This is a genomic window from Gimesia fumaroli, assembly GCF_007754425.1.
Taxonomy (GTDB): Bacteria; Planctomycetota; Planctomycetia; order Planctomycetales; family Planctomycetaceae; genus Gimesia; species Gimesia fumaroli.
On record NZ_CP037452.1, the window covers coordinates 1,548,730 to 1,573,531 of the forward strand.

The 24,802-nt window shown below is 48.3% G+C and carries 17 protein-coding genes; 11 read left to right on the plus strand and 6 right to left on the minus strand.

All coding sequences use genetic code 11. The annotated features are described in order from the left end of the window. Nucleotides 1-78: 78 nt before the first annotated feature. Nucleotides 79-1,782: an alanine/glycine:cation symporter family protein gene (locus Enr17x_RS05965; protein ID WP_232100964.1), complete on the minus strand. Its 1,704-nt coding sequence runs from the start codon at nt 1,780-1,782 to the stop codon at nt 79-81. A 463-nt stretch (nt 1,783-2,245) separates the two neighbouring features. On the opposite strand from Enr17x_RS05965, the gene Enr17x_RS05970 reads away from it, so the two are divergent. The 6 genes from Enr17x_RS05970 to Enr17x_RS05995 all read left to right on the plus strand — a co-directional run bounded on the left by Enr17x_RS05970 (nt 2,246) and on the right by Enr17x_RS05995 (nt 7,621). Next, nucleotides 2,246-2,869, plus strand: a complete 624-nt coding sequence (locus Enr17x_RS05970; protein WP_145212447.1) for a helix-turn-helix transcriptional regulator — start codon at nt 2,246-2,248, stop codon at nt 2,867-2,869. Between the two features lie 76 nt (nt 2,870-2,945). After that, complete coding sequence (gene sufC, locus Enr17x_RS05975) at nt 2,946-3,743, plus strand: Fe-S cluster assembly ATPase SufC (protein ID WP_145306820.1); 798 nt, start codon at nt 2,946-2,948, stop codon at nt 3,741-3,743. 139 nt (nt 3,744-3,882) lie between these two features. Beyond that, nucleotides 3,883-5,307 carry a Fe-S cluster assembly protein SufB gene (sufB, locus tag Enr17x_RS05980; protein WP_145306822.1) on the plus strand — a complete coding sequence of 475 codons (1,425 nt, stop codon included), beginning with the start codon at nt 3,883-3,885 and terminating at the stop codon, nt 5,305-5,307. A gap of 123 nt (nt 5,308-5,430) precedes the next feature. Beyond that, entirely contained in the window at nt 5,431-6,780 is a 1,350-nt protein-coding gene (gene sufD / locus Enr17x_RS05985; protein ID WP_145306824.1) for a Fe-S cluster assembly protein SufD, read from the plus strand. 36 nt (nt 6,781-6,816) lie between these two features. After that, entirely contained in the window at nt 6,817-7,134 is a 318-nt protein-coding gene (locus tag Enr17x_RS05990) for a non-heme iron oxygenase ferredoxin subunit (RefSeq protein ID WP_145306826.1), read from the plus strand. A gap of 100 nt (nt 7,135-7,234) precedes the next feature. After that, the gene (locus Enr17x_RS05995; RefSeq protein WP_145306829.1) at nt 7,235-7,621 is read left to right on the plus strand and encodes a metal-sulfur cluster assembly factor; all 387 of its coding nucleotides are present in this window, start codon (nt 7,235-7,237) and stop codon (nt 7,619-7,621) included. 102 nt (nt 7,622-7,723) lie between these two features. Here Enr17x_RS05995 and gatB read toward each other — a convergent pair whose 3' ends face one another. The 4 genes from gatB to rpmB form a co-directional block, all read right to left on the minus strand. Further along, nucleotides 7,724-9,208, minus strand: a complete 1,485-nt coding sequence (gatB, locus tag Enr17x_RS06000) for an Asp-tRNA(Asn)/Glu-tRNA(Gln) amidotransferase subunit GatB (protein WP_145306831.1) — start codon at nt 9,206-9,208, stop codon at nt 7,724-7,726. Nucleotides 9,209-9,280: 72 nt separating this feature from the next. Beyond that, nucleotides 9,281-10,738: an Asp-tRNA(Asn)/Glu-tRNA(Gln) amidotransferase subunit GatA gene (gene gatA / locus Enr17x_RS06005; RefSeq protein ID WP_145306833.1), complete on the minus strand. Its 1,458-nt coding sequence runs from the start codon at nt 10,736-10,738 to the stop codon at nt 9,281-9,283. Between the two features lie 100 nt (nt 10,739-10,838). Continuing rightward, nucleotides 10,839-11,129: an Asp-tRNA(Asn)/Glu-tRNA(Gln) amidotransferase subunit GatC gene (gene gatC, locus Enr17x_RS06010; protein WP_145306835.1), complete on the minus strand. Its 291-nt coding sequence runs from the start codon at nt 11,127-11,129 to the stop codon at nt 10,839-10,841. Nucleotides 11,130-11,159: 30 nt separating this feature from the next. Then, nucleotides 11,160-11,420, minus strand: a complete 261-nt coding sequence (gene rpmB, locus Enr17x_RS06015; protein ID WP_145212473.1) for a 50S ribosomal protein L28 — start codon at nt 11,418-11,420, stop codon at nt 11,160-11,162. Between the two features lie 471 nt (nt 11,421-11,891). Here rpmB and Enr17x_RS06020 point away from each other — a divergent pair, with 471 nt between their 5' ends. After that, nucleotides 11,892-12,167, plus strand: a complete 276-nt coding sequence (locus Enr17x_RS06020; RefSeq protein ID WP_145306837.1) for a carbon storage regulator — start codon at nt 11,892-11,894, stop codon at nt 12,165-12,167. 541 nt (nt 12,168-12,708) lie between these two features. Then, nucleotides 12,709-13,845, plus strand: coding sequence for an N-methyl-L-tryptophan oxidase (gene solA, locus Enr17x_RS06025; protein WP_145306839.1), 1,137 nt, complete (start codon nt 12,709-12,711; stop codon nt 13,843-13,845). A gap of 2 nt (nt 13,846-13,847) precedes the next feature. On the opposite strand, the gene ribA is transcribed toward solA, so the two are convergent. After that, entirely contained in the window at nt 13,848-15,098 is a 1,251-nt protein-coding gene (gene ribA / locus Enr17x_RS06030) for a GTP cyclohydrolase II (protein ID WP_198000989.1), read from the minus strand. Nucleotides 15,099-15,723: 625 nt separating this feature from the next. On the opposite strand from ribA, the gene Enr17x_RS06035 reads away from it, so the two are divergent. The 3 genes from Enr17x_RS06035 to Enr17x_RS06045 all read left to right on the plus strand — a co-directional run bounded on the left by Enr17x_RS06035 (nt 15,724) and on the right by Enr17x_RS06045 (nt 24,639). Then, entirely contained in the window at nt 15,724-18,255 is a 2,532-nt protein-coding gene (locus tag Enr17x_RS06035) for a DUF1549 domain-containing protein (protein WP_232100965.1), read from the plus strand. A gap of 270 nt (nt 18,256-18,525) precedes the next feature. Continuing rightward, nucleotides 18,526-21,252, plus strand: coding sequence for a pre-peptidase C-terminal domain-containing protein (locus Enr17x_RS06040; RefSeq protein ID WP_198000990.1), 2,727 nt, complete (start codon nt 18,526-18,528; stop codon nt 21,250-21,252). A gap of 93 nt (nt 21,253-21,345) precedes the next feature. Next, a complete protein-coding gene (locus Enr17x_RS06045; protein ID WP_145306843.1) occupies nt 21,346-24,639 on the plus strand; it encodes a c-type cytochrome domain-containing protein in 3,294 nt (1,097 codons plus the stop codon). Nucleotides 24,640-24,802: the final 163 nt, after the last annotated feature.

Genomic DNA, 24,802 nt, shown 5'->3' on the forward strand with positions numbered 1-24,802 from the left:
TGTTAGGGGGCAAGTAACAGCCGTCATTGTGAATTGTACGAAATTTTGATGTCAGCCAACATTGGTAATTTTATGCAACTACGATGAGCTGGTCTGGTTCTCAAATTCTCCCAACTTATATCGATTCCAATAGATGTCCAGTTCCCTTTTGACCCGGTTTGAAAGCAGTAATACTCCCAGGATGTTGGGGAACGCCATACCCAGAATCATTAAATCTCCAAAGTCCAGTACATTCGTTGCAGAGACAATCGAACCCAGTACTACAAAGACCAGGAATAGAATGCGGTAAGACATCGAGGCTTTCTTGCTATCGCCAAACAGAAAGGCCCAGCAGCGTTCTCCGTAATAAGACCAGGAGATCATAGTCGAGTAAGCAAATAAGATAACCGAGACCGAAAGGACATATTGGAAGTAGGGGATTTGTGAGTCCATCGCTTCTGATGTCAGGGCAGCGCCATTATTGCTGTCAATCAGATGCGTGTATTGAGGGTCATTGTAGGCACCGGTAATAATCATCACGAGTGCGGTCATGGTGCAGATTACGATTGTATCAACAAATGGTCCCAGCGAAGCGACAATCCCTTCCCGAACCGGATATTGTGTTTTGGCAGCTGAGTGAGCGATGGCTGCCGAGCCCACGCCGGCTTCGTTCGAAAAGGCGGCTCGCTTGAAGCCAAGAATCAGTACACCAATGATTCCTCCGTACATTGCATCAGGAGCGAACGCGCCGTCAATAATTGCCTGAAACGATGCGGGGACTTTACCGATGTTGATAATAATAATTGCCAGGCATGCCAGGACATAGACACCACACATGAATGGCACGACTTTCTCAGTCGTGCGTGCGATGCTACGGATGCCACCGATGATAACGATGCCTACGAAAAACGCCATGATTAATCCATAGGCCCAGCTGTATTCACTTAAGATTGGAACCGTCTCTGCCACGGCACCCAATGATTGCTTGACCTGGAATGCGTTTCCGCCGGCCAGGGAGCCTCCGATACACAAGACGGCGAACAAAACTGCGAGGACTTTACCTAGACCATTCATAAAGGGGTTTCCAGGAAACTGTTCTTTTAAGCCATCTGAGAGATAGCACATGGGGCCACCCATTACACGTCCGTCCGGGTTGATACGACGGTAAATTTGGGCAAGGGTGCATTCGGCAAATTTCGACGTCATGCCCAACACTCCCGCCAGCATCATCCAGAACATGGCTCCAGGACCACCTGTGGCGATTGCAATGGCCACGCCAGCAATGTTGCCCAGTCCGACTGTCGCAGAGAGGGCAGCCGTTAATGCCTGGAAGTGGGTGACTTCCCCTTCATCTTCCGGGTCGTCATATTTTCCCAGTACAAGCAAAAGGGAATGCTTGAACGCACGGAGATTTATAAAGTTCATGCGGAATGTGAAATAAGTCGCGCCGATCACTAGCCAGAGCACTGCTAAGGGGATTCCATCTCCAGCGCGAAATTGATCGGCTGTTAAAGGGACAGGAAAAAAGAACACACTGGCGACCGCTCCGTTGAATAGCCCAAAGACTGCATCAATATTTTGCTCGATCTGTGCAAAACCACCAGCCTCTGGTTCCTTTGTAGTTTTTTGATCTGGGGCTTGGTTTTTTGGTGGGGCTTCCTTAGCTGTTTCTGGTGCCGAGGCAGGTGCCTGTGATGCATTCACTGTCATGTTACTTAAATTAAGAAGCAGGAGCATCAGAACTGTGACCAGTCCCGAACGAACTACCAAAGAGAGGGGGCTGTATTGCCGGTCGAGATTCATAAAATTGGATTCCCATTCGCAAGTAACAGTTGCCAGAGATAAAGCATCAAATCAGAGTTCGAGCTTTTGGTGAGTCAGATAATCTCTAAAGCGGAAAAAAACGCAGTGTGTTACAGGCATTTACTGAAATTGTGATTTATCGGGTTGGTTAACGGGAGTGAGTCAGGGGGGATTGTAATTACCCCTGAGAGCGCATCATCATCATTTGTTATCATAATTGTTGTATGAGACTATCAAATAAAGGTTTACGTTCCAAGGTGATTCTTGAAAAAGCGATGAAAAGTTCGCTGGTTTTGAAACTGGATCTCAATTGTTTCTTTTTGACAATATTGGTTGTCAAAAATGACAGGTATGCCTAGGATGCTGGTATAAGGACTATTACGCAGATTGTCGTAGCGCTTGATCTATCAGGTTGCTGCTAACGTCAGATACAGACCCTTTTTCACCAAGTAGAAAACAATCTATGCGTGTTTCAATCGATGATCATGATCGCAGTTTTTTGCTGGGGCTCAATCGTCTTAAGTCAGCAACGATAAACGAGATATGTGAACAGGAAGGCGTGACGGCTACAGCAGTTCGTCAACGTCTGGTCCGTTTGCAGGGGCTGGATTTGATCGCACGAACACAAGTCAAGGAAGGGCGAGGGCGTCCGCATTATACGTATTCCGTGACTCCTTTAGGGATGCGGTTGCTGGGGGATAATTATGCCGAACTGGCCAACATCCTCTGGGAAGAGCTCAAAGGGATTGATAATGAGGAACTTCGTTGTCGTCTGGCAGCCCGAATCCAGACTGCTCTGGTGCAGCAGTATGGCCGCAATGTGGATGCACCTTCTTTAAACGGACGCATGGAGCAACTGAAAGAAGCTTTGGAAGAACGTGGGTTTGTTGTGGAACTGGACAATTCAGGCCCTCTACCGATCTTACGCGAACATAACTGTCCCTATCACGATATCGCCAGTGGCGATGCTTCCATCTGTGAACTGGAGCAACGTGTGTTCGAACGGGTTTTGGGGACCAAGATGAATTTGGCAGAGTGCTGTCTGGATGGTCATCATTGTTGTGAGTTTCAGGCAGAGACAACTTAACTGAGAAGATACCGTAAATTTAATTGATGTTTCTGAATTCGTTCAGAAAACCGGATGACAGGATGAAATACGAAAAATGAGTTTGTTGAAAATTTCCGATCTACATGTATCAGTCAGTGGCACACCGATCTTAAAAGGTGTCAACTTGGAAATTAATCAGGGTGAGATCCATGCGTTGATGGGGCCCAACGGTTCTGGAAAAAGTACACTGGCCTACGCCTTAGCCGGGCATCCGAGTTATGAAATTACCAAAGGGAAAGTTGAGATCGACGGAACCGACATTTCGGAACTGGATCCAAACGAGCGAGCTCGGCTGGGGCTGTTTCTGGCATTCCAGTATCCTGTTGTGATTCCTGGTGTCAAAGTAGCTGATTTTCTGCGCCATGCGATGTCGAATGTTCGAAATCCTGATCGGAAAGAAGGCGAGAAGTTGATTCCGATGCGTGAGTTTCGGAAAGAGCTCCGAGAGCGAATGAACGAACTGGGCATGGATCCGGAGATGGCCCGCCGTTATTTGAACGATGGCTTCTCTGGTGGTGAGAAGAAACGGATGGAGATTCTTCAGCTGGCCATGTTGCAGCCTAAATTTGCCATCCTCGACGAAACAGATAGTGGACTGGACAGCGATGCCGTCAAAGTGGTCAGCGAAGGTTTGAGCAGGTTGTCAGGTCCGGAAATGGGCGTGTTGATCATTACGCACCACGAACGGTTGTTGGAATTCAATCAACCTCAGTTTACCCACGTCATGTTGGCAGGCCGAATTGTTGAGACCGGCGACGCCAGTCTGGCTGCAGAACTTCATGAACACGGTTATTCCAGCATACGTGAGCGTCATCCTGAAGCGGCAGCAGAAGAAGTTGTTGAAGCGGTATAGGTTTAGTTTTGTATGAGACTGCTGCATTCATAGTTTCAGAAAAAACAGTCGGTTCTTTACTTAAGAAACTTACAGTCAATTAAAAAAGTGCATCCTGTTGTTGGGGCGCATTTTGAAATACAGAGTGGGAGAAATTGAAATGTCAACCAGATTGGATACCAATTCTGAAAATGAGAATGTTGATATTGGAGAATATCAATATGGATTTCATGATCCCACAGACAAGTATGTGTTTACCGGTCAGAAAGGCTTAAATGCCGCAGTCGTTGCTCAAATTTCGGAAATGAAAAATGAGCCTGCCTGGATGCGGGATTTTCGTTTGAAGTCTTTCGAGATTTTCGAATCAAAACCGACGCCACAATGGGGCGGTAATCTGAACGAAATTAATTATCAGGATATCCATTATTTTGTGCGTGCCTCAGAGGGGCAGGAACGCAGCTGGGAAGATGTTCCCGATGATATTCGTAAAACGTACGATCGACTGGGGATTCCAGAGGCAGAAAAAAAGTTCCTTTCGGGGGTGAAGGCTCAGTATGAATCAGAGGTGGTTTACGGAAGTTTGCAGGAAGATCTGGCAAAGCAGGGGGTGATTTTCACCGATACCGATTCTGCCTTAAGAGATCATCCTGAACTGTTCAAGGAATACTTTGGCAAGATCATCCCTCCGGATGATAACAAGTTTGCTGCGTTGAATTCCGCTGTCTGGTCGGGTGGTTCGTTTGTGTATGTTCCTCCCGGCGTTCATATCGAGTTTCCGTTACAGGCCTACTTCCGAATTAACTCGGAAAACATGGGGCAGTTCGAGCGGACACTGGTGATCGTCGATGAAGGAGCATCCTGCCATTATGTCGAAGGTTGTACGGCGCCGACTTACAGTTCCAACAGTCTGCACTCGGCCGTGGTCGAGATCATTGTGAAAAAGGGTGGACGGTTCCGATATACCACGATTCAGAACTGGTCGAATAACGTTTATAACCTTGTCACCAAGCGGGCCTTTGCCTATGAAGACTCACTCATGGAGTGGGTTGATGGGAATCTGGGGTCGAAGTTGACAATGAAGTATCCGGCAATCTTTCTGATGGGCGAGGGGGCTCGTGGCGAAACGCTGTCGATTGCCTTTGCCGGCAAAGGACAGCATCAGGATGCCGGGGCTAAAATGGTCCATTGTGCTCCGAATACATCGAGTCGTATTATCTCCAAAAGTATCTCTAAAGATGGTGGTCGATCGAGTTATCGTGGTCTGGCAAAAGTAGATCCGGGAGCCCATGGTTGTAAGTCCAACGTTGTCTGTGATGCTCTGCTTTTGGACCCGGAAAGTCGTAGCGATACTTATCCGTATATTGAAATTGAAGAAGATGACGTTGCCATTGAGCACGAAGCCAGTGTTTCCAAAATCGGCGAAGAGCAGCTCTTTTACTTAATGAGTCGCGGTCTGACCGAAGCGGAAGCCTCTTCGATGATTGTGACTGGTTTCATCGAGCCACTGGTGAAAGAGTTACCGATGGAATACGCGGTCGAAATGAATCGGCTGATTGAATTGCAGATGGAAGGTTCCATTGGGTAAAGCAGTCGTTTTATTACTGTGATCCAATGGAATTGAACAACAGACATAACAGGTGAAGGCAGCCCCTTCAAACAGACCAAACTTACTACACGCAAACATACTGAAGGCATTATAGATAATAGTATGAGTACTCCCTCGGTTAATACATCTGCTGTGATTCCTGCTGGTTTTGGTGAAGCCGCGTTTGAAGCGTTTCTGGCAACACGTGATGAGCCCGACTGGGTAACCCAGTCACGTCGACAGGCCTTTCAGCACTATCGTGAACTTTTAGAAACGGAGCTGGATCCGGAAGAGTGGCGTCGCGTTGATTTACGAGCTCTGCGTCCCGATCGTTTTCAGCTCAGTACCGGTTCTGAAGTTTCCCAGGCAACTGCCAACAGTAGAACTGCAGAGACCCTGTTGAAGGGGCGGGCTGAATTTGCCGGACATGTCACTCATGTCGACGGACAACTGGCTTCACACGATCTAGCAGAAGAACTGGCAGCGAAGGGAGTCATCTTTGGTGACTTGGCTGTTGTTGTGCGAGAACATAGTGGGCTAATTCAGAAGTATTTCATGACCAAAGCCGTCGATAGTAAAACAGATCGATTTTCCGCATGGCATGCGGCATTTTGGACGGGGGGCACGGTTTTGTATGTTCCACGCAATACCGTGGTCGAGGCTCCGTTACATAGTCTGATTACGCTTCAGTCAGAGAAAGCAGCCGACTTCAGTCATACCCTGGTGATTCTCGAAGAAGGAGCTTCTGCGACTTTGTTGGAAGAAACCGCTTCGACTACGGAAGAGAATCTGGGGCTGCATGTCGGGGCTGTCGAATTGATTTTGGCCAAAGATGCCCGGTTGCGTTATGTCCAGTTACAGAACTGGAATCACAAAGTCTGGCATATCGGACATCAGGCGGGGCGCGTTGAGAATAACGGATTCCTGCAATGGACCGTTGGTGGGATCGGTGCCAAGTTGGCTCACATACATCAAGACGTTGTACTGGACGGGCGTGGCGCAGAGGCAGAAGTCAACGGTGTGACATTCTCAACTGATCAACAAGTTCATTCGTTTTATACTCAGCAGGGGCACAATGCTGCCGAGACCCGATCTGATCTGCTTTATAAACAAGTCTTGCGAGATCACGCACGTGCGATCTGGCGGGGAATGATTCGGGTCGAACCAGAAGGTCAGCAGACAAACGGGTATCAGCGAAATGATTCCCTGATGCTTTCTCCTACCTGTCGTGCAGACGCGATACCGGGGTTGGAAATTGAAGCCGATGATGTGCGTTGTACCCACGGAGCGACAGCAGGTCGCGTTGATGAAGAGCAAATCTTCTATTGCATGTCACGGGGCATGTCCGAATATGAAGCGATGCACATAATTGTAGAAGGGTTTTTCCAGACCGTCTTCGATAGAATTCCCGTTGAAGTCGTCCGCGAGACGCTGAATCAGGCAATCATTAAAAAGTTAGGATTTGGTCGGTAACTTTTGACCGTCTGAAGACAATAAAGATAGACAGACATGCCTGACTTCGAAGAAATTGCAGCCATAGATGAATTTGGCACTGCCGATCGCCTGGAAGTATTTATTGACGATACTCCTGCACTGCTGATTCGAATTAACGATCAGTATCTGGCGATAGAGGATATATGCACACATGATGGTCAGCCTTTGACTAATGGCTGTATTGAAGATGGGGCAATTAAGTGTCCTCGTCATGGTGCACGGTTTGATTTAGTGACGGGAAAAGCACTTTGCATGCCGGCTACGAAGCCGATTAAAACATTTGAAATTGAAATCCGAGGCAGGAATATCTTTGCACGGCCTGCGGTGAAATAGATAAAATATATTTTTGATATTCAAGTGAATAGTTTTTGTGATTTATTTAGTTATTTTTTGTTGATTATGGGCGTCATCAAATAGATCGGGAGACAAGAATATGTCAGATGAATTGAATAATGATTCTGGGGAGAATGGGCGTGACGGGCAGTTGCCCGTGTTCTCTGCTTTGAAGGGTGTCGGCGGCGAAGAAGCGCTGATTGATGCGTTGAAGCAGGTGATTGACCCGGAATTAAATATTAATATTGTTGATTTAGGATTGGTCTATGAAGTTCAACGAACGGAAGAAGACAGTGCGAAGGTAACGGTCTCGATGACGTTAACCAGCCCCGCCTGTCCGGCCGGTCCGCAGATTATTACGCAGGCAAAAATGGCGTTGGAACGGTTAGATGATGTCGACGAGGCCAGTATCCAGTTAACGATGACGCCTCCCTGGTCGCCTGAATTAATGACCGAAGATGCACGCGACGAACTCGGGATTTTTTAGCAGAATTCGAGATTCTGAAGTGGGGCATTTCGATGCCCTTTTTTTACGTCTGTTGAGTCGCAGACTCTTTGCAGAAGCGATGTCAGTAAGCTTGCAATTCAGTTAGCTCATTTTTTTGATTAACAGTTCACGGACGACTTTCGGATCAGCTCCTTTGATCTCACGCATCACCTGCCCGATCAAAGCTCCCACTGCAGCCTGCTTACCGCTTTGAAAATCAGCGACGGCTTTCTCGTTTTTCTCAACAACTGTCTGAACGATCGAGTCGAGCTTGCCGGTATCGGAAACCAAAGCCAGTCCTTTGTCCTCAATGATGCTCTGGATCTGTTCTACTCCGGGAATCCCGTCGGAATAGTTCAACAGTTCCTGAAATACAGTCCGTCCACTTTTAATCGTGATTTCTTCGGCATTCACTTTTTGTAGTAGTGCCGCGAGCACTTTCGGCTGAATGGGGAATTCTGAAATAGCCAACCCACGTTCATTCAGTTCACGGAGCACATCCTGAGTGACCCAGTTTGCGGCCTGCTTACCATTGCCACAGCCTTTGGTCACTGTCTCGAAATAGTCAGCGACTGTCAGCCCCTGGTCAATAATCACAGCAGCGTCATAAGCAGACAGCTGATAGCTCTCTTCAAACCGGGCTCTGCGCTGAGCGGGTAGTTCACAAAGTTCGTTCGTGACACGCTCACGTTCTGCATCGGTCACTATGACAGGAGCCAGATCCGGGTCGGGGAAATAGCGATAGTCAGCGGCGTCTTCCTTGCCGCGTTGTTCCAAGGTAATCCCACGGTCAGCATCCCAGCCACGGGTCTCTTTAGGAACGTCTTTCAGGCTCAGTCCGGTTTTCTGCCATTCTTTCCATTGTCGCTCAACTTCATATTCGATGGCTTGTTCTACGCCGCGAAAACTGTTGAGGTTTTTGATTTCTACAATCGGCGTCGGTGTGGTGTTGCCATTTTCCTGAGGCACATGCAGGTTCACGTTCGCATCACACCGCAGGCTGCCTTCCTGCATGTTACAATCGGAAACATCGATGTAGGTCAGTAAGAGTTTCAGTTCTTCCAGGTAGGTGCGGGCTTCCTGGGCTGATCGCAGGTCGGGTTCAGACACGATTTCGACCAAGGGTGTTCCGCAGCGGTTCAGGTCAACTTTGCTGTCCTGTCCACGGCCCGATTCATCGTGGCTGTTTTTACCGGCGTCTTCTTCCAAGTGAGCACGGATGATCCCGATTTTCTTCTTTTCGCGGGTTTCGGGATCGATTTCTATTTCCAGCCAGCCGTTCTGGCTCATGGGGAGATCGTACTGGCTGATTTGATAGGCCTTCGGCAGATCGGGATAGTAGTACTGCTTGCGGTCCCATTTGGTAAACGCAGGGATTTCACAGTTGATCGCCAGTCCCGTTTTCATTCCCAAGTGAAATGCTTCCCGGTTAAGCACCGGCAACGCACCGGGCAGGCCGAGGCAGACCGGGCAGGTCTGTGTGTTCGGATGGTCCGGGTTGAATTTCGTTGAACAACCACAGAAGAGCTTCGTTTTGGTCTGTAACTGCACGTGGACTTCGAGACCGATGATGACCGTATAGTCCATTATGTCACGCTACCCTTTATTTCAATGTCTAAGATTACTGTCTGTTTGATATTGTTGAGAATCCCCCGGTTTTTATTCCGGGCGTTTCAAGTGCCATTCGGTTTCGCGTTCAAACATGCGTGCGGCACGTAAGAGCCGTTCTTCTTCCAGTGGCGGTGCCAATAGCTGCAGGCCGATGGGGAGGTTGTTTTCGCTCATGCCTGCAGGAATCGAAATTCCCGGAATCCCTGACAGATTGGCACTGGTCGTGAATATGTCAGCCAGGTACATTGCCAATGGATCGTCCACAAGTTCACCGATCGCAAAAGCAGGTGTGGGAGTCACTGGTGTGGCGATAATATCGACGTTTTGAAACGCCTGTTCGAAGTCGTTCCGAATCAGTCGCCTAACTTTCAAGGCTTTGAGGTAATAGGCGTCATAGTACCCAGAGGAAAGGGCATAAGTACCGAGCATGATACGCCGTTTGACTTCCGCACCGAATGCTTCGCCGCGACTGGCTGCGTACATGTCGATCATGTTGTCGAATTGCTCTGCACGGTGGCCGTAGTGCACGCCGTCATAGCGGGCCAGGTTGCTGGAAGCTTCGGAAGGGGCAATAATGTAGTAGGTGGCGACGCAGTATTTTGCGTGCGGCAACTCAATAGGAACCAGCTCTGCGCCCAGCGATTTGTAAACGTCGAGTGCCTGTTCTGTGGCTGCTTTCACATCGGGATGTAGGCCTTCTTCATGCAGGTGTTTGACATAGCCGACTTTGAGGTTTTCCAGAGGCTGCTCCAGGTTCGCAGTGAATTCCGGAACAGGGGCATCCAGACTCGTCGTGTCACGTTGGTCTTTCCCGGAGATGGTTTCCAGGATTAACGCAGCGTCTGTCACATCGCGGGCGAATGGGCCGATTTGATCGAGTGAACTGGCAAACGCCACTAAACCATATCGGGAAACGCGGCCATAAGTCGGTTTCAGGCCGACGACACCACAAAAACTGGCGGGCTGGCGAATCGATCCGCCTGTATCACTGCCTAAGGCCAGTGGCGCAAAGCCGGCTGAGATGGCGGCAGCTGAGCCTCCGCTGGATCCACCAGCGGCATAGTCCGTATTCCAGGGGTTAGTCGTTGTTTTGAAGGCCGAGTTTTCTGTCGAAGAGCCCATCGCAAATTCATCGAGGTTGGTCTTGCCAATCAGGATGGCGTCAGCTGCTTTGAGTTGCTCCACGATGTGGGCATCATAAGGTGGAACAAAATTTTCCAGCATTTTGCTGGCACAGGTGGTAGCGACACCTTCGGCACAGATATTGTCTTTCAGGGCGACAGGAACGCCAGCCAGTTTCCCCAGCGGTTTGCCAGCTTTTCGTTTCTGGTCGACTTCTCTCGCTTTTTCGAGGGCCGCTTCCTGTTGTACGGAAAGAAAGGCATTGATACTGCTATCGCGACGGGAGATCTCATCTAGGCAGGCAGTGGTGATTTCTTCGCTACTGATTTCACCGGAGTTCATTTTCGCGAGCAGTTCGCTTGCGGTGGCTGACGTGATAGACATGGAATGTCGAGTCTCCATATAAGTTTAAAAGCCCGACTTGTCAGCAAGCCGGGCCTTGGATTATTGCTTTTATGTGCTCAATGGTAAAGACGCCGGTCAACTAGAGAATTGCGGGTACCAGGAAATAACTCCCGTCCGTTTGTGGAGCATTGGCTAGCGCTTTTTCTCGTGGGAGACTTTCTTTAAGCTGATCTTCGCGAAAGACATTGGAAATCTCAATCGCATGTGCCATGGGTTCGACGCCTTCGGTATCCAGCTCGTCCAGCATGTCGATATATTTGAGTACGGATTCCATCTGTCTCCCCAGCGCATCAACTTCCTTTGCAGAAAGTTTCAAGCGGGAGAGTGAAGCAACTTTCAGCACGTCTTGCTCAGAGAGTTGAGTACTCATTGACAATCTACTTCAGAGCGGGAATCGGTATTAATTTGAGGGTAATGTAAACGGCTTTTTCGCGACGGCTTTGGTCACTTTGCCGGATCGAATACATTGGGTGCAAACACGTTGTGTTTGTACGCTGCCTCCGACCTGAACCCGAATTTTCTGCAGGTTTGGTTTGAAGACGCGTTTGGAAACGCCGGTTGTCTGTCGACCGTTACCACCCAGGTATTTGTACTTACCACGTTGGCGAACTCGGTTACCAATTACAGGAGTCTTGCCACAGGCATCACACTTCTGACCCATTTGTATACTCTTTGACTATCTAGTGGGTTCTGAAAAACTCAGCTTATGCTGATTTCAATTGACGTAAATTGACCGCAGTTTGAAAGATTCGGCCATTCAAGGAAGCCAATAGTATATTTGCCCTGCCTGATATTGCAACCGAAGCCGCTCAGATATCGTTTCCTGCCGTTGGAAAAGTTGAAAAATGTGTCCCCAAAATGATTCTCTGGGATTGAAAATTGTACTATTGGGGACAGTTTTTTGAAAAAGCATCCACTGCGATTCAGACGATTTAGGAATTGTATGTTTTTTAAGATGAATGATAGTAATGGCTTAGTACAAATTTCATTTAGGAGAAATGGAATTGGCACGCAAATCGCAATTACTAATTCAATATGACCGGGCAATGGCTTGTGGACAGGCAGAATTGCTCAAAGGTAAACCAAAATACTGCATCTGAAATTGGATCTAACGATAAAAGGAGTGACGATTATGTTGGTTTTGACACGGAAGTTAGCTGAGGGAATTCGAATTGGCGATGAAATTCTGGTGAAAGTAATTCGTACCGGAAAAGGTTCCATCAAAATCGGCATTGATGCTCCCGACCACCTCAGAGTTGTCAGAGGGGAATTGTTTGATGAAGAGCAAGGGGAAGAAAGTCAGTCCGTAATCAAGGGACGGAAAGAACATCGAGACGGTGATGGACTGCCAGATTCGGCATCGCTGGGTACGCTTTCTGTGGTTGAGGCCGCTCGACTGGTTTGTTAGATGCGAATGATTCCAAATAACTGCTGCTGACGAATTATTGGAGCCCAGGGGGGGATTTCTCAATTCGGCAGGTTGAGACTGGGCGAATACAACAGGGAAGATTTCGATCTTTCCCGCAGTGCGGTGAGGAAGAACTGCGACGAAAACAGATTCTGCGAGAACAAGCAGGGCTTGTATGGGTTGTTAATGTGAAGTGGCAAGCCGTGCGATGTGATGGCAGATCTTAATACAGAAAATGATCTTACCTTGATGGTTTTCTGTGATGTCATTAATTACCGGGTGTTCAAATTTGGTGGTCAGTGTGTATGTGGGGTAGGTTGACCGCCATTTTCAGAACACCCGGTAATTTTTTTATCATGTGTAATTCCGAAAGCAGCTTTCTCGAAAAACTGAAATCCGTTCCGGGTCTAGTAACATGCGAAACGACATTGACGACTGAGGTCATCGCCGGCGATAATCAACTCGCTTTATATAGTTATATAGCAGGTTTCGATGGCGCGAAAATGAATCGTCTGGCAGAGAAAATGAACGAGATTATTTCATGACAGTGCATGTTGATTATCTGGTTCTCGGTCTGGGGGGAATGGGCAGTAGCGCCTTATATCATCTCGCCAGTCGTGGACTGAATGTGCTGGGCATTGAACAGTTTGGAGTCGCCCATGATCGGGGAAGTTCACACGGCGAAACCCGAATTATTCGCAAAGCATATTTTGAGCATCCTAATTATATTCCCTTACTACAGCGTGCTTATGAATTATGGCGTGAACTGGAACAGGAATCGGGACAGGAACTCTTCGATCCCTGTGGCCTAATGGTGGCAGGGCCTCCTGAAGGCGAAGTCATTCAAGGCGTGCATTTGGCTTCCCGGTTATATGATGTCGTTGTAGAGATGGTGCCTGCTGCTGAAGCCACAGCTCGCTTCCCCGGATTTCACATTCCAGACGGATTTGAAGCCACGTATGAGCCGGAGGCCGGTTTTCTGCATGTAGAAGACTGTGTACGAACTCATATCGAATGTGCAGAGCGTCAGGGAGCACAAGTTTATTTCAATGAGAAGATTCAATCGGTCACGGTTAGCGACCAGGTGATTGAAGTTCAAACGGAAGCACAACATTTTACAGCATCCAAGCTAATTGTGACGGCGGGGGCTTGGAGCAGTGCCTGTCTGTCGGCGTTAAATCTACCACTGGAAGTTGTGCGAAAGGTTTTGTTCTGGAGCCCGGTAAAACAGCCGGTTTACAATCTGGATCGAGGGAAGGGTGGTTTCTTTTTTGATATGCCTTATGGAGAGTTCTATGGCTTTCCCTCTCTGGATGGAGTAACAGTCAAACTGGCAGAGCATACCGGCGGTGAACTGGTGGCCGATCCAAGCCTTTTAAACCGGGAATTATTGGAATCGGATGTGCCGGCCCTGTCCCGATTTATCAGTGAAGTGATGCCGGGGCTGAAACCCGACCCCGTCCGGCATGCCGCGTGTATGTATACACGCACTCCTGACGGACACTTTATCGTTGATGCTCACCCGCAGAATCAGGGGGTTGTGTATGGTGCGGGATTTTCCGGGCACGGATTCAAATTTGCTTCGGTCATTGGTGAGATCCTCGCTGATCTGGCAACCAAAGGGCATACGAGGCACCCGATCGAGTTTCTTTCGGCGAACCGGTTTGAGAAACTTTGAAATCAGTCGGCGGGAGTTGTGGGCAGGATGTGGCCCATTTTGTCCCGTTTGGTCTGCAGGTAGAACTCGCGATCTTTATGCGGCGGCGCGACGATGGGGACTTGTTCTACTACTTCCAGGTCGAAGCCGGTATAAACATCGGAGTCGGTCTTTTTAGGATTGTTGGTCAGCAGGCGGACTTTGGACAGTCCCAAGTCTTTCAGGATCTGAACTCCAACAGTGAAGTCGCGGCTGTCTGCTTTGAAGCCGAGTTGGATATTGGCTTCGACAGTATCATATCCCTGATCCTGCAAGACGTATGCTTTCAATTTAGGAATCAGGCCGATCCCTCTTCCTTCCTGTGGGAGATAAACAACAGCCCCTGTTTGTTCCTGGTAGATGGCAGTCATCGCCATGTGTAGCTGATCTCCACAATCGCATCGCAGGGAATCAAGCAGGTCGCCTGTGAAACAGGACGAGTGCATTCGTACCAGCGGGGCTTCGACCGAAGAGAGATCTCCCCAGACGAGTGCCACAGGTTGCTGGCTTTCGTGTTCAACCGAATAACCAATGACTTGAACGGTGCCGTAGTTTTTGGTGTTGATGGGAACTTCCACTTCGCGATGCACCAGTTTTTCGCTGATATAGCGATGGCGAATGACTTCAGCTGTGGAAATAATCGGAATGTCAAACTTCTTGGAAATGGCCTGCAGTTCTTCAGCATCTGCCATTCCGTAGCCTTCCTGGCTGAGGATTTCGATCAGCACCCCCACAGGCTTCAGGCCCGCCATATGCAGCAGGTCGCCCGTTGCTTCCGTATGGCCGGCGCGACGCAGGATGCCTCCCTGTTTTGCCAGCAAGGGATGAATATGCCCCGGGCGGACAAAGTCGGACGCTTGCGCGTTTTCATCGCTTAACGCACGGATTGTAATCGCACGGCATTCAGCGCTTACGCCGCTGCCACTGTCTTTGTGATCTATGGGAATCAAAAACTGGGTTTGATTAGGGGCAGTATTTTCTTCCGGGCCGACAATTGGATTGAGTTGCAGACGCTCAGCGACTTCATCCGGAAGGGAGACGCATAATTCCCCACTCCCATGCCGCAACAGAAACTGGACTATCTCTGGTGTAATGGCTTCGGCGGCAACAATAAAGTCGCCTTCATTTTCCCGCTCGCTGGAGTCTGTCACAATCACAGGCTTGCCAGCCCTCAATCGTTCGAAGACATGTTGGATGTTGGAGACAGGAAGTTCGGTCTTTGCAGGATCAGCCATGAGAATGTTTTAAAGCCATTTGGGAAGTAGGTAATGAAGCGAATTTTCAAAAAATTCCTCGGAAGGAACTCTTGAAGCAGAATCTGTGCTAACTTTTATTCTATAGAAGAGACTTTCACTGGCAATCAAAGAAATCTTGTTTTTGGAAGAACAGTGTGATTCCCTTCAAATAATATGGCATCAAGGGCTGTATTAATGAGGTAATCGTTTTTTAATGATTGTGCCGGAATTTGGAATTATCTGGTTTTAGACAGTCATTTCAGCTTGAGACCAATGGAGTATCGGGTTGGTTGAGTCCGATTCGCATTTGTGTAATGTGGACAAAATAGCAGTTTTCTCTCGGCGGACTGGCGAAAACGTTGACAATTCAATAAACTTTGATACATTGAACTATCAGGAAAAGTTCATTTAATAAATGGACTTCGACTGTTCCACAAAAATCAACCAGGCAGTCACATACTGATTGGTTAACTTACCTAAAAAATCTTCCCTTACAAACCAGCCATTTAATAACAAGCGTTTTCAAATATTTTGCTACTTTGAAAAGGTCTGTTCGTAATCGCATTAAACAGCATGCAGTCAGACCTGAAGTAAAAAACGAAACCAGTTACACAGGAGTTGATGTATGGATTTCCGAATCACAGGCTCTCGGACACCCCTGATCCTAATGCAATGTGGAGTGCTAACACTGTTTCTTGTTTCTGGTAATGCTGCGACAAGTGCGCTGGCAGCACCCACTGCCCCCCAAGTCGATTTTAAAGAAATTCAAATCGGCCCGAATCCAGGTGAAAAAGAACTGCTGTTGTTAAGAGGTCCCGACTCCCGTCAGCAGGTGGTTGTGACCGGCGTCTTAAAGAATGGCAAATTGCAGGACCTGACGCGGGACGTGAAATATACGATTGCGAATCAGGATATTGCTTCCATTTCAAGTGATGGTTATATCACGCCTTTCAAAGATGGTCAGACTCAGTTGACAGTAACTGCGAAGAATGGCAAGACGGCCGTCATTCCAGTTACAATTGAAGGTATTGCGACACCGGATGCGATCAATTTCAAAAATCAGGTCGTTCCCATTTTTACCAAGTTGACTTGTAACAGTGGTGGATGTCACGGAAAAGCCAGTGGGCAGAACGGGTTTAAATTATCCTTGCTCGGTTTTTATCCAGAAGACGATTTTGAATTCCTGGTCAAAGAAGGCCGGGGGCGCCGCCTGTTTCCGACATCGCCTGCTGAAAGTCTGTTGTTAACCAAGGGGACGGGAGTCACGCCACACGGTGGTGGAAAATTGATTAAGCCTGACTCGTATGAGTATCGTCTACTCTATCGCTGGATTGAACAGGGAATGCCTTATGGAAGTGACAAAGACCGCACGGTTGCTTCGATTTCCTGCTATCCTCCAACCCGTACAATGGGACAGGAGGCCGAACAGCAGATTTCTGTGATTGCCACCTATTCCGATGGTTCTACCGAAGATGTAACGCGGATGGCTCTGTTTGAAGCCAACGATACGGAAATGGCAGAAGTCAATAAAACCGGTTTAGTCAAAACATTAAATCTGTCTGGTGAAGTTGCCATCATGGCTCGTTATCAGGGGCAGGTCTCAACATTCCGTGCGACGATTCCTCTGGGGATCGAGATTGCGAAGTTACCTGAATCGAAAAATTTGATTGACGAAGCCGTCTTCAATAAGCTGAAAGTATTGGGTATTCCACCTTCACCAGTTGCCAATGATTCAACTTTCATGCGACGCGTTTATATCGACATCACGGGAACCACACCCAGTGAAGAAGAAGTCAAGGCATTCCTGGCCGACAAAGATCCTGCCAAACGGGATAAGCTGATTGATCGTTTGATCGATAGCCCCGCATATGCAGATTACTTTGCCAATAAATGGAATATGGTTCTTCGGAACAAAAAATTGCAGCCTGTTGATATTGCTGGTACGAATGCCTTCTATCAATGGATCTGGAACAGTCTCTACGAGAATAAACCATACAACGAATTCGTCGGTGAGATTCTTTCTGCTTCCGGTGAATTCCGACAGAACCCTGCTGTGGTCTGGTATCGTGAAGTCAATACTGTTGAAGAGCAGGTTGAAGATACCGCGCAGCTATTTCTGGGATTGCGTATTCAATGTGCGCGTTGTCACCACCACCCCTTCGAAAAATGGAGCCAGAATGACTACTATGGTCTGGCAGCCTTCTTCAGCCGGGTGGGAACAAAAGATCCGACTGCCGGATCCATTGGAACACGAGGTTTCCGCGATAAGCGAATTTTCCATAAAGAAGGAGCGGCGACGGCCAAAAATATTCGCTCAGGAGAAAACCTCAAGCCAACCGCTTTAGGAATGCAGCCTCTGGATCTCAGTCCAGAACGTGATCCCCGTGTCGCACTGGTTCAATGGTTGTCTCGTACCGACAATCCATTTTTTGCGAAAGCGTTGGTCAATCGGTATTGGAAACACTTCTTTGGCCGTGGGATTGTGGAGCCCGAAGATGATATGCGGGCAACCAACCCTCCTGCGAACCCCGAATTGCTGGATGGCCTGGCAAAGCACTTTGTTGAAAGCGGCTTTGATTTGAAAGAGCTGGTTCGTGCGATCTGTCGATCAAATGCCTATCAGCTCAGTTCGCTGCCGAACGAATATAACCTGAAAGACAAACAGAATTTTTCTCGTTATTATCCCAAACGACTGACGGCTGAAGTTTTATACGATGTCTTCCATCAGGTGACGAATTCGACGCAGCGGTTCTCAGGGCTTCCTGCAGAAACCAAAGCGATTCAGATTACTGATGCGACTTCGGCTCCTTACTTTCTGAAAGTATTCGGACAGCCTCAGGCAGATACCGCCTGTGAGTGTGAACGTTCGCAGAGTGCCAACCTGGCTCAGAGTCTACATCTGCTGAACAGTAAAGAGGTTCAGGACAAGATTACTGGTGGCAGCAGCCGCGCGGCAATACTTGCCAAAGATACCAAGCGGTCAAACGAAGAAAAAGTCAAAGAACTGTATCGCTGGGTCTACTCCCGTGCACCTCAGGAACAGGAAATGAAATTTGCACTTTCCTACATTGAGCGGCACAAAGAGAAACCTCAGATTGCCTACGAAGACATTATCTGGGCTTTGATTAATACCAAAGAATTCCTGTTTAACCACTAAATTCGAATTCTGATAAAAGTCTCTGAAATTCAAGCTGACAGCTATTTTATGTTTAGACAATGGTTGTCAGCTTTTTTACAATAAACTTAAGATAGTCTGTGGCTCCGGTTCTTTTTTATAAAGTACCGGAGCTCCTGCAGGCTCCCTCCTGAATTCCTCCCAGAAACTTCCATCCAGAAAATTGGTAGCAGTATTATGATGCATACGCGATTTTTTGACCGACGTCTTTTATTTGCGAAGGTTGTTTGTTTTCTTGTAGCAGGAATAGCTTTGTGCTGTCTGACGAACATGCAGTCCCTCCAGGCACAGTTGCCTCAAACAACCGTGTATGCAATTTCTCCTCCAGGAGGTCAAAAAGGTCAGACTGTGGAAGTTCGCGTGACCAACGGCAAAGACCTGGAAAATCTCGACTCTTTATGGTTCAGCCATCCCGGAATCAAAGCCGTTCCCAAAGTACAGGAAAGCAACGGGAAAAAGACACCGGTGGCCAATACCTTTCTGGTGACCGTTGGCAAAGAAGTTCCCGCGGGCGTGTATGATGTCAGAGCACATGGTCTGTATGGACTCAGTAATCCACGCTCGTTCGTGGTAGGCGACCTGCCCGAAAAGGCAGAAGCAGAACCGAATAATAAGCCAGGCCAGGTTAATCCGATGGCCATGGACTCTGTTGTAAATGCAGGCCTGCAAGGGGCCACCGATGTAGATTATTTTTCGTTCCCTGGTAAAAAGGGAGAGAAAGTCTCCATTGATTGTCGAGCCGCTCGCATCGATTCTCCGATGGTTGCTGTCGTTGAACTCTATGGCCCTGACAATCGACGGCTTGCCAGCGAACGCGATACCTTTCGCAACGATCCTTATATCAATCTGACGCTGCCTCAAAATGGCACTTATCAGGTAAAAGTATACGACCTGACCTATTCGGGTGGGGCACAACATATTTATCGGTTAAGTGTGCATAAAAAACCGCACATTGAATTCATCATGCCACCTTCAGGAGCACCGGGGACCACTTCGAATTACACACTGTATGGTTATAACCTTCCGGGTGGGAAAATCTCGGACTGGAGTATCGGCGATGAGCCTCTCCAGGAAGTTCAGGTTTCGATTGCACTACCTGCGAAACCAACCACATTGGAAATGGGAGAGCAGGGCTTTCCACATGAAGCGAGTACAGACGGATTTTCCTATGTCTGGGAATCACCGGCTGGAAGTTCAAATCCGGTAACGATTTTCTTTGCGGACGGAAAAATTGTTCGCGATGAACAGACAAAAGAAGAAACGTTAAGCATTCCTGGAGAGTTTGTCGGGCAGTTTGAAGCGAAAAATGATGTTGATACCTTTCGTTTTACCGGCAAAGCCAAAGAGAAATATTCGATCGAAGTTTTCGGACAACGAAACGGCATTGTGATGGATCCTGTGATTGTCGTTGATCAGGTGATCAAAGACAAAGAGGGGAAAGAAACATTCAAACGCCTGGCCAATGTGGGGGCAACCAGTGTGTTCCCAGATCTGGGCGGCAAGTTATTCGATACGCGATCCGATGATCCTTACTACCTGTTTACTGCTCCCGCTGACGGAGAATACCGAGTGACGTTGCGTGATCTTCAGTTTGAAACACGCGGTAATCCACGCATGGTGTATCGGGCAGTGTTGCGACAGCCTCAACCCGATTATCGACTGGTGGCATTACCTCTGCATCCGCAAGCCGTCAACACTGGTGGAGCTCCTGCTGCCATCGCTTTGCGAAAAGGGGACAGTTTCAAAATCTCCGTGATGGCGTTAAGGCGGGATGGCTTCAATCAAACCATTGATCTTTCAGTGAAAGGATTGCCGGCCGGCGTCACCTGTAAAGCGGCCAGCATTGGTTCCGGCAGTAATACTGCTGAGATGATAATTACTGCCGATGAAACAGCGAAAAAATGGTCAGGCCAAATCGAAATTGTCGGTCAGGCTGCCGGATCGGATGCCCAAAAAATGGAGCGGGTCGCTCGTGCGGCGACCGTGTTGCGACCCGTAGCAAATAATATTCGTGCTGAGTCTCGAATCGCACGTTCACTGGGCTTATCGGTCATTGATGAAGTTGCCCCGTATCAAGTGGTAGCAGATGTCGCCGAAGTGAAAGTGAACCAGGGACGACAGATTCTGGTTCCCGTTAAAATTGTGAAACGAACCGGATTTGATAATGCCGTAGCGTTGGCCTGGAACGGGGTTCCCAAAAACAGCAATATAACAACGCAGAATAAAACGATCGCTAAAGGGAAACACGACGAACTATTTCAGGTCTTTGTGAAAAACAATGCAAAGCCCGGCGTGTATACGACTTACCTGCAATCAACTGTCGATGTTTCTTACCGTCGTAATCCCGGTCAGGTTGACGAAGCCAAAAAAGAACAAGCGGAATTAGCAAGGAAATTGACTGATGCACAAGCGGCTCTGACTGCTGTGACGAAAAAACGAGATGAGATTGCCAAAGCGTCCGACAAGACAGCCGAGCAAAAGAAAGCAGAACAGGCGAAAGCAGAAGCAGAAATCAAAGCGGCAACGGCAAGTGTCAAAGCCGCCGATGCTGCGAAAAAAGCTGCTGATAAGAGAGTGGCCGCTGCAGAAAAGGCGGCTGCTCCCAAGACTGTCAAGGTATATGCTCCTTCAACACCTTTGGTGATTCGCGTCAACCCGGCACCAGTCACACTGACTTTGAATGTTCCCGGTGGTGGTGCATTGAAGAAAGGGGCGGCGATTGATGTCAAAGCGACAATAAAACGGATCAATGATTTTAAAGGACCTGTCGAATTAACGTTGCCTCTTCCTCCTGGAGTGAAGGGAGTGACCGCGACGACTGTTCAAATTCCTGCAGATAAGACCGAAGTCACCATTCCGATCAAGGCTGCTGCGGACGCCACTGAAGGTGATCTGGCGAATATGGTGGTACGGGCTAAAGCTGACTTCCAGGGAGAAGCCTTGGTCGATGCACCAATCAAGCTAAAAGTAACCAAGTAAGATAAACGCACTCAAGATAAGCTTTCAGATTTAGTACAATGGCAGTTGGTTAGTTTTTCAACTGTTTCAACAGTGATAACAGAGGGGCACGTTATGCGGAACAGGTTTGCTAATTTATGTGTGATGTTAGCTGCAGTTTTTGCTGCTGGAAGTATTGCAGCAGCAGAAGAAAAACCGATCAAACCTGCGAAAGTAGAGTTGGGACGTCCTGTCAGCTTTGAGAAAGATGTATTTCCTATTTTGGATGCAAATTGCATTGCCTGCCATAACGTAGCCAAAAAAGAAGGTTCGCTTGTTCTGGAAAATGTTAAAGATCTGATTAAAGGTGGAGACAGCGGTGCTTCTGTAGTCCCTGGAAAACCTGACGAAAGCTATCTCTACAATGTCGCAGCCCGCGTCGAAGAAAGTTTTATGCCCCCGCTGCCGAATAAGGTGGGTGCCAAAGCGTTAACACCTCAACAGGTTGGCATTCTGCGCCAGTGGATTATTGAAGGTGCCAAATCCAGTGGGAAGTCTGCTGAAGCAGGTGTTGCCTGGCAGTCTCTGCCACCCGGCTTGAACTCCATTTACGCGACCGCACTGTCTCCGTGGGCACGTTATGCGGCTGTGGGACGTGCAAATCGTATTGCTGTTTACGATCTGACTTCTGGAACCGAAGTCGCTGCGTTAAATGATCCTGCACTGGTAAAATTACAAAAAGACGGAAAACCGTTTTATCCACAGGGAGCCGCACATCGCGATTTTGTACATTCACTGGCGTTCAATTCAGATGGCAGCCTGCTTGCTTCAGGCGGTTATCGGGTTGTTAAACTATGGAAGAAGTCTCTCGGGAATGTCGTTAAGAAAATCGATCTTCCAGCTGCGGTCACCAGCATGGCTCTGAATGCAGACCGTAGTGTTCTGGCTGTTGCGACAGCCGATAATTCTGCCTCTCTCTGGAAATTACCGGAAGGAAAGAAGTTGGTCGATCTGAAAGGACATGCTGGTGAAATCAAAGGGCTTTCCTTTACCCCGGATCGTTCGAAAGTGGTTACGTCTTCTGCCGATCAAAGTTTGCGTGTCTGGAATGCCGCCGATGGCAAGCAAATTTCCACGATGAAAACTCCGGCCGTCATCAATGCATTGACGGTCAGTAAGGATGGCGCACAGGTAATTGCGGGCGCTGCAAACAATATTATTTATGTATGGGCTCTGACGATTCCCGCACCCAAAGCTGGAGAAAAAGCACCAGAAATTCCTGCCGCTCTGTATGAGTTAAAGGGGCATGCTAAACCCGTTTCCTCTGTTAAACTGGTCATGCCTGCGGGCACGCAATTGGTCTCAGGCAGTGAAGACGGCACTGTACGAGTCTGGGATTTGAATGGCAAAAAACAGATTCGGTCAATCAATCATGGGGCTCCCGTCACAGATGTTGATGTCAGCCCCGATGCCAAAAATCTGGTTTCGGTCTCCGTAAATGGGACGGGAAAGATCTGGCAGTTGAGTGACGGAAAAATGCTGAAAGAGTTCCGTGGCGATCTGGCAAAAGAGCGTCAGTTGATTCTGGCGACCGAAGCACAAACCGTTGAAAAGCAGAAAGTGGCATTGGGAGATGCCGCTGTCAAAGCAGCTGATAAAAATGTAAAAGATCGTGAAGCAGAACTGAAAAAAAGAACTGAAGAACTAGCGGCAGCGAAAAAAGCATTGCCAGAAGCCAAGAAAAAGGCCGACGAATCTACTAAGAAAGTGGAGGCAGCCAAGGCTGAACAGGCGAAGTTGCTGGCCGATCATAAGAAAAAGGGAGAAGACGCTGTTAAAGCAGCCAGTGCACAAAAGGCGGCTGCAGATAAAGCGGTTACTGACGCTGATGCAAAGTTGAAACAAGTCAACCAGCAGAATCAGACTGCGATTGCTGCCGTTGAAAAAGAGGCAGCTGCGGCCAAGAAAGCATTGGATGATGCCAATGCGGTCAAGCCGGATCCTAAAGATAAAGATGCTGAGCAAAAGAAGAAGGACGCCATTGCAAAAGCAAAAACCGCTTTTGACGCAGTACAGAAAAAACTGGGTGCTGCAAAGCAGAAAAAAACGACGGATGAAAAACAGGCAACGCAGGCCATTCAGACCGCAAAGCAGGCAGTTGCAAAAGCGACGGCTGCGGTAACAGCTGCCACGAAGCTGGCTGCTTCCAAGCCTGATACGAAAGCCATCGATAAGAAAGTCGCTGACGCTGAAGCCGAAGCGAAAAAACTGGCCGACGCGGCTACTGCGGCAGAGAAGAAGATTACCTCTTCAGAACGTTCCGTTAAGGTTGCAGAAACAACTCTGACGAAAATCAAAGGGCAACTAGCCGAGCGTACCAAAGAGAAAGCTGCATTGGATGCATCAGCTAAGAAACTGGACGCGGCTCTTGAGGAAGCCAAAAAGCAGGCCGCTGTTTTAACTCCCATCAAAGCGGTAGCTTTCTCAGAAGATGGGAAACAGGTTGTCACCGGCGATGACAGTAAACAGGTCCGTGTATGGGATACGACGACCGGTAAAGAACTGGATACATTAGCCGGTCATACCGCTGCTGTCTCTGCTGTTGAATATACATCTAAGACGATCGTCGTTTCCGGCAGTGCTGATAAGACGATTTTAATTCAGAGCCTCCAGCCAGTTTGGTCACTGATTGCCCAGTTGGGCGCTGATACCAAAGATCCTATGAAGGTCGGCGGATCGCCAATTACCAATCGGGCGCTTTGTCTGGATTTCAGTCCGGATGGAAAGCTGTTGGCTGTTGGTGGTGGCGATCCTTCGCGGAGTGGTGAAGTGATTCTATTTGATGTCGCGACAGGAAAAGTAGTTCGTAAGCTTGAGAACGCCCATAGTGACACTGTACTGGGACTGAAGTTCTCTCGGACCGGAAAATCATTGTTGACTGGTGCTGCTGACAAGTTCGTGAAGATCTTTGATGTAGCTACCGGCAAATTTGTCAAATCGTTTGAAGGGCACACGCATCACGTGCTGGATGTTGCCTGGAAAGCCGATGAATCCACAATCGTCAGTGCGGGAGCCGACAATGTGATTAAGGTCTGGAATATCGAAACCGGCGAGCAGAAACGCACAATTTCCGGTTATTCGAAACAAGTGACCTCGATTTCCTTCCTCGGATTGGGAGCTAACATTGTCAGTGGTGGCGGGGATAAAACGGTTCGCATGCACTTGACGACCAATGGGAAAAATTACCGCAATCTGAGTGGTTCTACCGACTACGTGTATAGCGTGGCCGGCAGCCGGGATGAAGCGATTGTCATTGCCGGCGGTGAAGATGGCATCCTACGAATCTGGGATGCAAAAACGGGGAAACTACTAAACAGTTTTAATCCACCTGCTGTTTCTGGAAATCAGCAGGCTAGTGCCGGTAAGTAAGTTATCACAGGATATTAAGATGTGTTAAACGTCTTCTTCGAGCGGCTGTACGACATTTTGTCGTACAGCCGCTTTTTTATGTATTTTGACTGATGTGATCAGCTGAAAATTACCACCTGATTGCACTGTTCCTGCTGACTGATTATATTCGCAGACACATTTG